The 13,252-nt window shown below is 69.5% G+C and carries 11 protein-coding genes; 4 read left to right on the top strand and 7 right to left on the bottom strand.

The features are described 5' to 3' along the window. Window positions 1–15: 15 nt before the first annotated feature. Window positions 16–1,212, bottom strand: coding sequence for a lactonase family protein (locus tag ACFV6H_RS16240; protein WP_385542068.1), 1,197 nt, complete (start codon window positions 1,210–1,212; stop codon window positions 16–18). Window positions 1,213–1,307: 95 nt separating this feature from the next. Here ACFV6H_RS16240 and ACFV6H_RS16245 point away from each other — a divergent pair, with 95 nt between their 5' ends. Both ACFV6H_RS16245 and ACFV6H_RS16250 read left to right on the top strand, forming a co-directional pair. Continuing rightward, complete coding sequence (locus ACFV6H_RS16245) at window positions 1,308–2,576, top strand: VWA domain-containing protein (RefSeq protein ID WP_385542070.1); 1,269 nt, start codon at window positions 1,308–1,310, stop codon at window positions 2,574–2,576. Then, window positions 2,576–3,463 carry a hypothetical protein gene (locus ACFV6H_RS16250; RefSeq protein ID WP_385542072.1) on the top strand — a complete coding sequence of 296 codons (888 nt, stop codon included), beginning with the start codon at window positions 2,576–2,578 and terminating at the stop codon, window positions 3,461–3,463. The genes ACFV6H_RS16245 and ACFV6H_RS16250 overlap by 1 nt, the downstream gene beginning before the upstream one ends. Before the next feature lie 119 nt (window positions 3,464–3,582). On the opposite strand, the gene ACFV6H_RS16255 is transcribed toward ACFV6H_RS16250, so the two are convergent. The 5 genes from ACFV6H_RS16255 to ACFV6H_RS16275 form a co-directional block, all read right to left on the bottom strand. After that, a complete protein-coding gene (locus ACFV6H_RS16255; protein ID WP_385542074.1) occupies window positions 3,583–4,098 on the bottom strand; it encodes an FBP domain-containing protein in 516 nt (171 codons plus the stop codon). 141 nt (window positions 4,099–4,239) lie between these two features. Continuing rightward, window positions 4,240–5,589 carry a diaminopimelate decarboxylase gene (lysA, locus tag ACFV6H_RS16260; RefSeq protein ID WP_385542076.1) on the bottom strand — a complete coding sequence of 450 codons (1,350 nt, stop codon included), beginning with the start codon at window positions 5,587–5,589 and terminating at the stop codon, window positions 4,240–4,242. After that, the gene (locus ACFV6H_RS16265) at window positions 5,586–6,092 is read right to left on the bottom strand and encodes an SAV_915 family protein (RefSeq protein ID WP_385542078.1); all 507 of its coding nucleotides are present in this window, start codon (window positions 6,090–6,092) and stop codon (window positions 5,586–5,588) included. Before ACFV6H_RS16265 ends, lysA begins: the two co-directional genes overlap by 4 nt. Window positions 6,093–6,261: 169 nt before the next feature. Then, window positions 6,262–6,906, bottom strand: coding sequence for a LysE family translocator (locus ACFV6H_RS16270; protein ID WP_385542080.1), 645 nt, complete (start codon window positions 6,904–6,906; stop codon window positions 6,262–6,264). 103 nt (window positions 6,907–7,009) lie between these two features. After that, the gene (locus ACFV6H_RS16275; RefSeq protein ID WP_385542081.1) at window positions 7,010–7,837 is read right to left on the bottom strand and encodes a response regulator transcription factor; all 828 of its coding nucleotides are present in this window, start codon (window positions 7,835–7,837) and stop codon (window positions 7,010–7,012) included. Between the two features lie 118 nt (window positions 7,838–7,955). Here ACFV6H_RS16275 and ACFV6H_RS16280 point away from each other — a divergent pair, with 118 nt between their 5' ends. After that, window positions 7,956–9,383: an AMP-binding protein gene (locus ACFV6H_RS16280; RefSeq protein WP_385542083.1), complete on the top strand. Its 1,428-nt coding sequence runs from the start codon at window positions 7,956–7,958 to the stop codon at window positions 9,381–9,383. A 33-nt stretch (window positions 9,384–9,416) separates the two neighbouring features. Then, the gene (locus tag ACFV6H_RS16285; protein WP_385542085.1) at window positions 9,417–10,958 is read left to right on the top strand and encodes an AMP-binding protein; all 1,542 of its coding nucleotides are present in this window, start codon (window positions 9,417–9,419) and stop codon (window positions 10,956–10,958) included. 964 nt (window positions 10,959–11,922) lie between these two features. Here ACFV6H_RS16285 and ACFV6H_RS16290 read toward each other — a convergent pair. Continuing rightward, window positions 11,923–12,579, bottom strand: coding sequence for a hypothetical protein (locus ACFV6H_RS16290; RefSeq protein WP_385542087.1), 657 nt, complete (start codon window positions 12,577–12,579; stop codon window positions 11,923–11,925). Window positions 12,580–13,252: the final 673 nt, after the last annotated feature.

The raw sequence follows: 13,252 nt of genomic DNA on the forward strand, positions 1-13,252 counted from the left end.
CTATAGCGCGAGCGCCTACAGCGGCAGCGCGCAGACCGCCACCGGTGCGGGGAATGGCTCGCCCGCTGGGCGCAGTGCGCCGCCGGTCTGGTCGATGTGGAAGACCGTCACCGTGTTCGACCGCTGGTTGGCCGCGAACAGCAGATTTCCGGCGGGCGAGAGGGCGAGCTGCCTCGGGAAGTCGCCACCGGCCGGCACGGTGTCCAGCAGCCGGAGTGTGGCGCCGGCTGCTTCGACGGCGTATCGCGTGAGCGTGTTCGGGCCGCGGTTGGCGAGGTAGGCGAAGGCGCCGTTGTCGGTGACCACGAGCTGGGACGGGAAGCCGCCGTTCGCGCCGGGCGTGCCGGTGGACTGCGGCTCGCCGGGCGTCAGCAGGCCGGTCGCCGGCTCGTACGCGCAGACGACGACGGTGTTGTCCAGCTCATTGGCGAGATAGGCGTACGCGCCCGACGGATGGAAGGTGAGATGGCGAGGGCCCGCGCCCGGGCGCAGCCGCGCGTACGAGACCTGGGCGAGCGTCCCGGCCGTTGTGTCCAGCCGGTAGGTGTAGACCGTGTCATTGCCCAGATCGACGGCGAGGACATGGCCGCCGTCCGGCGAGGTGACGATCTGGTGGGCGTGCGGGCCGTCCTGGCCGGGACCGGGCGGCGGAGCGGAGTGCGCCACCAGATCCGTGCGCTCGCCCAGCGCGCCCGACGCGTCGATGGGATGCACGGCCACACTGCCGGAGGTGTAGTTCGCGCTCAGCAGCCACCGCCCGTCCGGATGCACCGAGAGATGGGTGGGCCCGGCTCCGCCGGTGCTCCGGGTGCCGAGGATCCGGTGGTGTCCGTCCTCGGCCAGGGCGATCGTGGTGACTCCGCCGTTCTGCTGCTCATTGACGGTGTACAGCGTGCCGCCGTCGGGATGTACGGCGAGATACGACGGGTTCTCGACGTCCGTGACCGTTCCGGCGCCCGAGATCGTGCCCGTCGCGGGATCGTATGTGGCGAGTCCCACACCGCTGCCGCCGCCCGCGGCGGAGGTGTACGTACCGAGGAAGAGCGGTCGGACGGCTGCGGCGCGCGGCCGGGAGGGCGTGGCCGGAGCGTCGGCCGTGTCGGCGGCAGGTCCGGACCGGGACCGGTCCGCGCCGGGAGCGGGCGCCGCGAGGACCGAGGTGGCGGCAAGCGCGCCCATGCCGATGAACCGCCGTCTGTTCACTCCACCCATGCCTCAACCTCCTCCGTACGTCACGCACTTGACGCCTTCTGACGCCTCGTCAGCTCGCGTTTGGTTCCCTGGTACCATTCTCATATCATCCGGCGATGATCATAAGTAAACGGTCGGCAGCCGCCGTGTGCGGTCTGGTGGCCACTCTGGCCCTAGGGCTCTTCCCTCCCGCTGCCGCCGCCGATGAACCTACCGGGAAACCGGCACCGAAGGTCGATCTCGTCCTCGATGTGAGCGGCTCGATGCGGGCCCGTGACATCGACGGCCGGTCCCGGATGGCCGCGGCGAAGCAGGCGTTCAACGAGGTGCTGGACGCGGTGCCGCAGGAGGTGGAGCTGGGCATCCGCACCCTCGGGGCCAATTATCCGGGCAAGGACACCGAGGTCGGCTGCAAGGACACCCGGCAGCTCTATCCCGTGGGACCGCTGGACCGTACGGAGGCGAAGACCGCGGTCGCCACCCTCGTCCCCACCGGCTGGACACCGATCGGACCGGCCCTCCTGGGCGCGGCCGAGGACCTCGACGGCGGTGACGCCACCCGGCGTATCGTCCTCATCACCGACGGCGAGGACACCTGCGCGCCGCTCGATCCCTGCGAGGTCGCGCGCGAGATCGCGGCCCGCGGCATCCATCTCACCATCGACACGCTGGGGCTCGTGCCTGACGCCAAGACCCGGCGCCAGCTCACCTGTATCGCCGAGGCCACCGGTGGTACCTACACCTCCGTTCGGCACACCGACGAGCTCTCCGGCCGCGTCAAACAGCTGGTCGACCGGGCCGCCGATCCCGTCGTCACACCGGTCGCGACCGAGGGCGCCGCGCGCTGCGCCGACGCGCCGCAGATCAAGCCGGGCCTCTACAGCGACCGCGAGAAGTTCTCCGAGCACCGCTGGTACCGCGTGGATGTCTTTCCCGGCCAGGAGCTGCGCGCCTCGGTGAGCGTCGCCGCGGACCGCGCCGTCGACCGGGACTACGCGGTGCTGCTGCGCGCCGTGACCGTACACGGCAGAGAGATCGTCCGGGGCTCGGAGGCGGGTGACGGACGCACCGATGTGATCTCGGCAGGGCTGCGCTATCCGAAACCGCCGGCCGATGACGTGGATGGTGTGAAGCCGGCCGCGGAGACGGTCTGTCTCCAGGTCAGCAACGCCTTCTCCGCGCCGGACTCCGTGCAGACCACTCCGGGCCTGCCCGTCGAGCTGACCGTCGATCTGGTGGACTCGCCCGACATGGCGTCCGATGTCGCCGCGTTCGGTCTCGGCCGCGGCTGGTGGCTGCTCGTCACCCTGGTCCTCACCGGTCTGGTCGCCGGACTGCTCTGGGGCTGGATCTCCCGCCTGCGTGTCGTCAGGAGCACCAACTGATGCGTATCACCGCCCTGCTCACGGGCTCCTTGTTCACGCGCTCCCTGCTCACGCGCTCCTTGCTGACCGGAGCGCTGCTGTTCGGTACGGCGCTCGGTACGGCGGGCGCCGCCGTCGCCGACGAGACTCCCACGCCCACCGCCGACGGCTCGGAGAGCGCCGCCGGACCGACCGAGGCGGGCACGTCCTTCCGTACGGCCGCCGCCTTCAAGCCGGGACAGCGGGCCACGGCCGAGGCCTCCACCGGTGACTATCTCTACTGGGTCTTCCCGGCCGACGCGGGACAGCGCCCGACCGTGAACGCCACGGTCACGCTGCCCGAGTCCTCCGCCGGGAGGAAGGGCGCGGTCACCTGGCAGGTGGATGTCTACGACGGGCTGCGCCGCCGCCAGCCCTGTGTGAACGGCGCCCAGACCAGGGCGGTCGCCGCCGACGCGGACACGGTCGCGCTGCGCTGCACGCTCCGTACCGTACGGGCGTGGGCCGAGCCCTGGGCCAACGATCCGCTGCCGGGCAGCTACTACGTCCGTCTGACCGTCGTGAACGCGCAGGAGGAGGACCTCGGGCTCCCGGTACGTACGGAGATCGAGGCATCCACCGCGGACAAGGGCGGTGCGTACGCGGTCGGCGGAAAGCTGGCCGCGCCGCTGGTACCGGGCGTCGCCGACGCGTCCACGGATACCGGGAGCGGGGACGGTACGGACGACGGCGAGGACGACGGGACGGTGCTCGCGTCCGAGCCGGAGGACGGCTGGGCCTCGGGCTGGTGGACGGACCGCTGGATCTGGACCGTGGCCGGAGGTGTGCTCGGCGCGCTCGCGGGCATCGCCGGCTACACCCTGGCGCGCCCGTCACGCCGCCCGTCGCCGGGCTCGTACGGCGCCTGACCGCAGGCCCGGGCCCTGGGACGCCCAGGGCTCGCGCCCACCGCCCCGCCACCCGCGCTCCGGCGTGCGTGGCGGGGCGCGGTGCGTACGGAATGCGGCGTACGGAGTCCGGCGTACGGTTACGTCGCCCTGGCAGGCTGCTCGTACAGCTTGTCCAGGAACCGGTCCAGGTTCGCGCGGGCTCTGGCTATCTGCTCGGCCACCGTGAGCGACTCCTCCAGCCGACGGCCGAGCAGAGTCTTTCTCTTGCCCCGGACATAGAGCGGGCACGCGAGGTCCGCGCACATATAGATCCCGACGGCATTGCCCTGACGGCCGGCCAGGCCCACCTTGGGCGCGCTCATGAGATCGACGCCGGACGCGGTGTGCGGCGTCACGCAGATCGAGCAGATGCTGGACTTGAAGACGCTCTTCTGTCCGGACGACGGTCCGCGCAGCGTGATCCCGGTCCACACGCCCTCGCGCTCCGTGACGAGATAGCCGCGGTCCGGCGCGCCGGGATCGCGCCATCCCAGAAAGTCCAGATCGGCCCAGGGAAGGCCGTCCAGATCGCGGGGGAGGCTGATCCTGCGGGCCTCGCCCTTGGAGCAGTTGACGAACGAGCCACGGATCTCGTTCTCGCTGAGCGGCTTCATGGCGGGCAAGCTAACAAGCGTCCGAACCGCGTGTCGCGGCATTTACCACCGGCCCGGCTGCCTCTCGCCCTGGCGTCCTTGTCCGCGGACTCGCACACGGACTGATCGACGGTCCCGAAGTCCGCGAGGCCCGAGCTCTGCTCAGAGGCCGATGTCCCGGGCGCCCAGGTCCTCGAAGCTCTCCCGGCGCACCAGGAGCCGTGATCCGCCCTTGGAGACCGCCACCACCGGAGGGCGGCCCGTCATGTTGTAGCCCGACGCCATCGACACCTGGTACGCGCCGGCCGCCGGAACCGCCAGTACGTCGCCGGGCCTGATGTCCTCCGGCAGCTCCACAGGACCGGCGAGTACATCGCCCGCCTCGCAGTGCCGGCCGACGACCGTCGCCGTCCGCATCGGAGCCGTGGAGGTACGTCCCACCCGGCGGACCGTGTAGCGCGCGCCGTACAGCGCGGGCCGCGGGTTGTCGCTCATCCCGCCGTCGACGGCCACGAACACACCGCCGGCGCCGCGCTTGACCGACAGCACCCGGTAGAGCGCGATCCCGGCCGGTGCCATGATCGAGCGGCCCGGTTCCACGGTCAGCGCGGGTACGGGGAGACCGTGTTCGGCGCAGGCGCTCGCCAAGGTCCGGGTGATCAGCTCACCGTAGACCGAGGGCGCGGGCGCCGGATCTCCCGGCAGATACGCCACCGCGAAGCCGCCGCCGAGGTTCAGCTCGGGCAGGATCACGCCGTGGCGGTCCCTGATCGCCGCGAGGAAGGCCACGAGTCGGCGTACGGCCTCCGCGTACGGTTCGGCCTCGGCGATCTGCGAGCCGAGATGGCAGTGCAGACCGACGAGTTCGAGCCTGGGCTGGCCGAGGATCCGGTCGACGGTGTCCGCCGCCGAGCCGTCCGCGATCGAGAGGCCGAACTTCTGGCCCTCCGTTCCCGTACGGATCTTGGGGTGCGCGCCCGCCTCGATACCGGGCAGTACGCGGACCATCACCCGCTGCGGCTCCGGTCCCGGCATCTGCGCGGCGATCCTGGCCGTCTCGCAGGCCGAGTCGATGACGATCCGGCCGACGCCGAGACGCAGCGCGGTGCTCAGATCCTGCGGGGACTTGGCGTTGCCGTGCAGCACGATCCGCTCGGGCGGGAAGCCGCGGCCGGCGGCCAGTCGCAGTTCGCCCGCGGAGCAGACGTCGAGTCCGAGGCCCTCCTGCTCGATCCAGTCGACGACCGCCCGGCAGAGGAACGCCTTGGCGGCGTAGACGACTTCGGCGCCGGGCAGCGCCCGCCGCCATGCCCGGGCACGGGCTCGTACCTCGTCCTCGTCCAGGACGTACACCGGCGTGCCGTAGCGGTCGGCCAGTTCGGCGAGGCCGACGCCGGCCACGGCGATATCGCCACCGGGCGCGAGGACGGCGGACGCGGGCCAGACCGTCGGCGTGTTGAGCTCGCTGATCAGCAGGGACGGTAGGGATGGTAGGGACGGTTCCGTGGTCATACGGTCATCGCCTCCGGCAGCTCCAGGGCATGGGCATGGCGGGCACAGGCGCTTGCCGGGGCCGTCCTCGGAGCGGGCGCCGGAGCGGGCGCCGGGGCCGGGACTGTGGCCGTGGCGGGCGCGGTGAGCTGGGGATCCACCGTGACGATCGTGGCGCCGAGCGGTGCGGCCAGCGCGCGCAGCACGGGCTCCGCGAGCCTGATCCAGGCCTGCTGCTCGCCGAGGACGGCGGTCAGCTTCCGGGCGCTGGTGAAACCGATCGCGGTCCGCGCGCCGAGCGGAGTACGGGCGAAGCGCAACTGCTGCCCGCCGCAGGAGCCGAGCCGTACGGGCACGTACAGCGGCGACCGTGCCGTACGACGCTTGTCCGGGCCGGGACCGGCGTCCGCGCCGGAACCTTCGGGGTCGAGGTCCGGGTCGGGATTCTCGGAGTCGGGATCCGGGCCGGAATCCGAGTCGGGGTCCGAGTCGGGGTCCGCTTCCTCGGTGATGAGGCGCTCCATGGTGTCCTCCCAGGGGAGTCGTTCACTGACTGACACCAGGAAGCTATGCCCGGCGGACGGCGGACCGCCGGGCCCATGACGGAGCGCTGATCGGGAAGGCCCGTATTTTGACGCGCTCCTGGCGCGGGCGGCGCGGGCCGCGCGGTTGGCACGGGCGGCGCGGCGCCGCTCAGTCGGCGCGGCCCGTCGCCGCGACCGTCACACCCAGACCGATCATCGCGAAACCGCCCGCCCCGCCCACCAGCGACAGCCGGCGGTCCGAGCGCGCGAACCAGTTCCGTGCCGCGGACGCGCCCAGTCCCCACAGCGTGTCCGTGACCAGACCGATCGTGATCGGCACGAGTCCGAGCAGCAGCATCTGCGCCGGCAGATGGTCCGCCGAGTGGTCCACGAACTGAGGAAGCACGGCCGCGAAGAACACCACGCCCTTCGGGTTGGTGATCCCTACGACAAAACCGTCCCCGACCGTACGAAGATCACCGCGCGCCGGGCCTGTCGGCGCGGACATGGCCGAGACACGCATCTCCTTGCGGTGCCGGAAGGCCTGGACGCCCAGGAAGACCAGATAGGCCGCGCCCGCCAGCTTCACCGTGAGGAAGACGGCCACCGACCGTTCCACCAGGGCGCCGATCCCCAGCGCGACCGCCACCACCAGGGCGTACGAGCCCGCCACATTGCCCAGCACGGTGGCGAGAGCCGTCCGCCGACCGTGGGCCAGCGCCCGGCCGATCACGAACAGCACGCTCGGTCCCGGGATCACGATCACCAGCAGGGACATCACGGCGAAGGCCAGGAACCGGTCCGTGGACACCATGCGCATACCTCCAGTACGTCCAACAGGTCTTACGGGTCCAGCAGGTTCAAAAGGTGCTACAGGTCCAGCAGGTCCCAAAGAGGGCCCTGCCTACGGGCTCCACCTATGGCAGCAGACCGGCGCGCCTCGCCGCCACCACCGCCTCCAGGCGCGTGTGCGTGCCGAGCTTGCGCATCGCCGAGCGGAGATAGCCCTTCACCGTTTCCGGGCGGAGTCCGAGCAGTTCCGCCGTCGTCGCGTTGGTCGAGCCCGCCGCGACACAGCCCAGTACGTCCACCTCGCGCGGCGCGAGCGTGACCGGCAGCGGGCGCGGGGGAGTGCCGGCCGGGCGCGCGGCGCCCGCGAGCCGGCCGCAGACGGCGAGCAGCTCCTCGCGCAGCTCCGCGTCCACGATCCGCGGTGCCAGCGCGCGCAGCTCGCCATGGGCCGCCCGGATCTCCTCCCAGGCTCCGGCGCCCGCCGTCGCCTCGCGCGTCACCGAGAGCAGCCGCCGTACCTCGTCCCGTACGACGAGCGCCTGCTCCACATCCCGCGCGGCGGACACCGCCGCGTCGAAGGTGCGCTCGCCGATCGGCAGGGCGCTGCGCAGCGCGCCGTACAGCACTCCGCGCACCCGGCGCCGTACGACCACGGGCACGGCGAGCACCGAGCGCAGCCCTTCCGCCGCCACCGCCGCGTCGTACTCATGGCTGATGTAGCGCGCCTCCCGGTAGTCCGTCACCGCGCATGGTCTGGCCATGGCGATCGACTTGCCGCCCAGACCGTTGCCGGAGGAGATCGCGAGTCCGCGCAGGGCGCTTGTCGCGGCACCGTTCAGTTCGGCGATCCGCAGCTCTCCCACGTCGTGTGTCAGCCCGCCGAAGGCCACGGTCAGCCCGGTCGTCCTGCGCAGCCGCGCCAGCGCCGACCGCATCTCCACCGCCTCGGCCATCACGCTGCCTCCGTTCCTTCCCACCCGCACCGCCCGCACCGCACACACCGCCCGCACCGCACCACTGGGCTCGCCACCCCGATCCGGGGGTAGTGAGACCTGCGTCACCGATTACACGATGCTATGGCCTGTCCGCCCATGCGACTTCCTGCTGGCGCACCGAGAGGACTACGCGACGGCGTACGAGGGCTTCTCCTGGCCGCGGCCGACACGCTTCAACTGGGTGCTCGACTGGTTCGACCGCATCGCCGAGGGCAACGACCGCACCGCCCTGCATCTCGTAGAGGAGGACGGACGGCGGACCCGGCTCACCTTCGCCGAGATGTCCGCCCGCTCCAACCAGGTCGCGAACTGGCTGCGTGAGCAAGGCGTCCGGGCCGAGGACCGGATCGTCGTCATGCTCGGCAACCAGACCGAGCTGTGGGAGACCGCGCTCGCCGCGATGAAGCTGCGGGCCGTCGTCATCCCCGCGACTCCGCTGCTCGGCCCCGTCGATCTGCGCGACCGTATCGGACGCGGCCGGGCCCGCCATGTGATCGTCCGCGCCGAGGACACCGGGAAGTTCGTCGGCATCGCGGGCGGCTTCACCAGGATCGTCGTCGGCGGTCCCGCCGGTGGTCCCGTCAGCGGTCCCGTCGGCGCTCCCACCGAAGAGGGCGACACCCGGGACGGGGACTGGCTCCCGTACGAGGACGCGTACACCCGGCCGGACACCTTCACACCGCACGGTGTCACCCATGCGGATGACCCGCTGATGCTGTACTTCACATCGGGCACGACCGCACGCCCCAAGCTGGTCGAGCACACCCATGTCTCGTATCCCGTCGGTCATCTCGCGACGATGTACTGGATCGGGCTCAAGCCCGGCGATGTCCATCTCAACATCGCCTCGCCCGGCTGGGCCAAGCACGCCTGGTCGAATCTGTTCGCGCCCTGGAACGCCGAGGCGACCGTCTTCATCCACAACTACACGCGCTTCGACCCGGCCCGGCTGATGGCAGAGATGGACGCCGCCGGAGTCACCAGCTTCTGTGCGCCGCCCACCGTATGGCGGATGCTCATCCAGGCCGATCTCTCGCTGCTGCGCACACCGCCGCGCGAGGCCGTCGCCGCGGGCGAGCCGCTCAATCCCGAGGTGATCGAGACGGTCCGCCGCGCGTGGGGCGTGACGATCAGGGACGGCTTCGGCCAGACCGAGACCGCCGTCCAGGTCGCCAACTCGCCCGGCCAGCTGCTCAAAGCCGGATCCATGGGACGGCCGACACCCGGCTTCACGGTCACACTGGTCGATCCGGTCACCAGAGTGCCGGGCGTGGACGAGGGCGAGATCTGCCTCGATCTCTCCACCTATCCGGTCGGGCTGATGACCGGCTACCACGGCGATCCCGACCGGACCGCGGAGGCGATGGCCGGCGGCTACTACCGGACCGGTGACATCGGCGCGCGTGACGCCGACGGCCATCTCACCTATGTCGGCCGTTCCGACGATGTCTTCAAGGCGTCAAGATCAGGGGACATTCCTTTCCGAATGGGATTGAGCGACTGAGAAGCGCTGGTTCCGGACGGTAGGGAGAGAGCAATGCGGGTACCGATGACTGTCGCGGACTTCCTCGACCGCGCGGAGCAGGGGTTTCGTACCAGCCCGGGTGTGGTCGACGAATGGGATCAACCCGGCCCGCCCGTGCCCGTGTCGACGTACGGTCGGCTCGGCGAGCGGGTGCGGGCCTGGCAGGCGGGGCTCGATGCGCTCGGCGTGGGGGAGGGGGAGCGAGTGGCGGTGGTGAGCCACAACTCCGCGCGTCTGCTTGAACTGCTGTTCTCTGTGCCGATGAGCGGGCGGATCTGTGTGCCGGTCAACTTCCGCCTGAAGCCGGAAGAGATCGAGTATGTGGTGCGGCAGAGCGGAGCCTCGGTTCTGTTCGTCGATCCGGAGCTGGACGCGGGACTCTCCGGGATCAAGGTGCGCCACCGCTTCGTGCTGGGCGAGCAGACCGAGGCCGAACTCATGCGCTTCGGCGTCGAGCCGCGCCCATGGTCAAGGCCGGACGAGGACGCCACCGCGACGATCAACTACACGTCGGGAACCACCGCCCGCCCCAAGGGCGTTCAGCTGACCCACCGCAACATCTGGGTCAACGGTGTGACCTTCGGGCTTCACACCCGGGTGTGGGAGCGGGACGTCTATCTGCACACACTGCCGATGTTCCACTGCAACGGCTGGGGGATGCCGTTCGTGATGGCCGGGCTGGGAGTCAAGCAGGTGGTGCTGCGCAAGGTGGACGGCACGGAAATCCTGCGCCGGATCGACGAGCACGGAGTCACGCTGATGTGTGGTGCTCCCGCGGTGTGGAACGCGGTGCTGGATGCGGCGGCGTCCTGGGACGGAGAGATCCCGGGCAGGGACAGGGTGCGGATCGTTTGCGCGGGGGCCCCGCCGCCGAGCAAGATGATCCAGCGGGTGGACGAGGAACTGGGCTGGGAGTTCACTCAGATCTACGGCCTGACCGAGACGTCACCACTGCTCACCTTCAACCGGCCCCGGCCCGGCGATGAAAACCTGCCCGCGGAGGAACGGGCGCGCAAGCTCTCCCGCGCGGGACTTCCCGCGCTCGGGGCCAGACTGAAGATCTCCGAGTCCGGGGAGGTCCTGGCTCGGTCGAACGTCGTACTCGACGGGTACTGGGACAAGCCGGAGGAGACCTCGGCCGCTCTTGAGGATGGCTGGTTCCACACGGGCGACGGCGGCACGTTCGACGATGCCGACGGGCATCTGACGATCTCCGACCGGAAGAAGGACGTGATCATCACGGGTGGTGAGAACGTGTCGTCGATCGAGGTGGAGGACACGATCTTCAGCCACCCGTCGGTCGCCGAGGTAGCCGTCATCGGCGTCCCGCACGAGAAGTGGGGCGAGACGATCAAAGCCTTGGTGGTCCTCGCGGACGGGGCGACGGCACATGAAGCCGACATCATCGCCCACTGCAAGCAGCGGATGGCCGGCTACAAGGCACCGACGACCGTGGAATTCCGCGACGCCATCCCGCGCACCGCCACCGGCAAGGTCCAGAAGTTCAAGCTCCGCGAACCGTACTGGTCCGGCCTGGACCGAGAGGTCAACTGACCGTGAACCGCAGATGCACGGAGAGCGCTGGCCGCAGGTTCGAGCCCTTGGTAGGCGCAGAAGGTGGACGGTCTGACCTGGGTCCTTTGGCCGACCGGCTCGTGATCGAGGGCCGGTTTGCGCTCGTGGCGCGGGCGGGGTGGTCTGATGGATTTCAAAGACGCGTCGAAGGTTGCTGACGGTGATGTAGGGCCCAAGCCGGAGGGAGCGTTCACTCTCTGTGCTGTGACCGTGATGATGGGTGCAGTGGTGGGGCTGACGTTCTTGTTCGGGTTTGGCAATGTGTGGACTCTGGTCCAGATATCCCTCGACCAGAAGCCAGCCTCCGTCCACTCCGTGGATCTCCTCGGGCGACCACAGCTGGTCCGAGACGGCCACTGTCCCCGAGGTTAGCCAGGTCTGGTCGTCAGTGGGCTCCACGGGCGCCCACAGCGGAAGGGGCATGGGCGCCACCGGGGGCCTGTCGGGGAAGGCCGGGTCGATGTCGGGCATCAAGCGTTCTGCGTCCCCGAAGGGAGCTGGTGCGCGGCCGACGTCCACGAGACGGCCGACCATTTCGTGGTAGGCGATCCAGCCGTACTTCTTGCCGTATCGCTCCACCCTCCTTTTGGTGCTGTAAGGCCGCTCGGTGTTCGCGGCAATGGACTGGTCGACGCTGCCGAGTTCCTTCTCGCGCCAGCCCAGTTCCCAGACACGGGCCATGACCTCGGCACGGGCCCTGCGGTAGTCGGGGTGGTCGAAGTCGTAGTTGTCCCTGCCGTTGATAGCGGCCCCGATGATGTAGTTCTCGAAGTCCATGCCGAAGGTGCGGTCGCACTCCTTAGCGTTGGGGTTGTCGTCCTCCATCACCTCGACGGGTGTCACGGCGGCGAACCTCGGTGCGAAGGCATCGACCCCGTCCGGGACGGCGGCGGGGTGGAGGGCGCCGGCGAATTCATAGGTGGCCCGTACGTAGCCGCGCAGTTCATGACGTCCGGCGCGGTAGTCGCGCCTGCGGCCAGTCTGCTCCGAGAAGCAGATCGAGTCTCTCGGCGTACTCGAAGAGCAGCTTCGTGTCTTCCTCGAGGTCCTCAAAGGTACAGACGATGTTGGCACCGTCCTGCTTCCTGAAGAAGCGGGACCGGATGACACCTACGCCGTCCCAGTTCCACCAGGAAGCGTGAACGGCGTCGTCACGGCGGCGTTTGAGTTCGTTGGCCTCGCCCCACTCAAGGGTCACGGCAAGTGCGGTGGCCTGCGGAAGGCTCCGACGCGACTGCGCCACCAGCAGTTTGTGGAGGTCCGACCATGTCTTGTCGACCAGCGAGAAGCCGCCCTGATCGTCTCTGAGTAGCAGGACGAGCCGCTTCATGGCAGCCTCCACATGTCCGCCTGCGACCACGATGGCGCCGATCAGCCCGTAGAGGCGTTCGCGGAAGGCGAGGTCGGCCCCATCCGGGCCGCCGTGGCGCCCCACCCTGAAGGTGGAGATGTCCACGCTCGGGCGGGCACTGGGAGCGGTGATGTCCAAGTCGAAGGACGGGCCACCGTCCAGGTGAGTGCTCATCTGGTAGGAGAAGGTATGCCCGGGCGCGGGCCAATCATCTGACATGCCAAGATTTTGTCCGCTGAGGACGTCCAAAGCTACCGCTTTCCGCGCTGCCGCAGGGTTGGCAGATCCCGATTCCAACAGCCCGGACGGAACTCTCGGAGGCTCTGTACGCCCAGCGATGCGTGTTCAGGTGGTCCGCGACCATCTGGCCATCGGAGTCATCGACTGAGACGTTTCATTTTGCGGCATCCGGCCCCGCGTATCTACTCAAAGCCACAGGAGGCTCGAACAACGACGGACAGTTTCTGGGATTCACCTGGAATCAACCGGTCAGGGTGGAAGTGCCGGAGACAATGGAGAGCATTTGCTACTGAACGGCCGGGGCTCGGCATATCGGGTGGACCACCTAGTCCGCGAGAACGGGACGTCGGCCGCTGACGAGGACCGCCTCGTCGCTACGGGCCGGGCGACTTCTCTGGGGCTGGATGCTACTTCTGCCTGCACGCTTATCTGATTTCCATTTCCAGTTCGAGGATTTATGTCCCTCCCACCTTTGTGCAGGTGCCGACCGGACCGCAAGGCCGCCTTCTGACCCTGCGGGCCCGCAGGGTGTTAGTTGCCGCCGTAGCGATCAGTGCGCTTGTACGAGCTTCTGGATCACTTGAGGTATTCGGTCAATATCCCGCTCGGGAGTTGCGACAATGCATGCGTGGCCGATGACTGGAAGCGACAACTCGAAGCACTCCACGCGGGGCTGGTACGC

Source organism: Streptomyces sp. NPDC059743 (genome assembly GCF_042732975.1).
Lineage (GTDB): Bacteria > Actinomycetota > Actinomycetes > Streptomycetales > Streptomycetaceae > Streptomyces.

Excerpts from the sequence above, each read along its gene's own strand:
- ACFV6H_RS16250 (WP_385542072.1), top strand. The coding sequence starts at position 2,576 with ATGCGTATCACCGCCCTGCTCACGGGCTCCTTGTTCACGCGCTCCCTG.
- ACFV6H_RS16280 (WP_385542083.1), top strand. The coding sequence starts at position 7,956 with ATGCTATGGCCTGTCCGCCCATGCGACTTCCTGCTGGCGCACCGAGAG.
- ACFV6H_RS16265 (WP_385542078.1), bottom strand. The coding sequence starts at position 6,092 with ATGGAGCGCCTCATCACCGAGGAAGCGGACCCCGACTCGGACCCCGAC.
- lysA (WP_385542076.1), bottom strand. The coding sequence starts at position 5,589 with ATGACCACGGAACCGTCCCTACCATCCCTACCGTCCCTGCTGATCAGC.
- ACFV6H_RS16275 (WP_385542081.1), bottom strand. The coding sequence starts at position 7,837 with ATGGCCGAGGCGGTGGAGATGCGGTCGGCGCTGGCGCGGCTGCGCAGG.
- ACFV6H_RS16245 (WP_385542070.1), top strand. The coding sequence starts at position 1,308 with ATGATCATAAGTAAACGGTCGGCAGCCGCCGTGTGCGGTCTGGTGGCC.
- ACFV6H_RS16270 (WP_385542080.1), bottom strand. The coding sequence starts at position 6,906 with ATGGTGTCCACGGACCGGTTCCTGGCCTTCGCCGTGATGTCCCTGCTG.
- ACFV6H_RS16285 (WP_385542085.1), top strand. The coding sequence starts at position 9,417 with ATGCGGGTACCGATGACTGTCGCGGACTTCCTCGACCGCGCGGAGCAG.
- ACFV6H_RS16255 (WP_385542074.1), bottom strand. The coding sequence starts at position 4,098 with ATGAAGCCGCTCAGCGAGAACGAGATCCGTGGCTCGTTCGTCAACTGC.
- ACFV6H_RS16240 (WP_385542068.1), bottom strand. The coding sequence starts at position 1,212 with ATGGGTGGAGTGAACAGACGGCGGTTCATCGGCATGGGCGCGCTTGCC.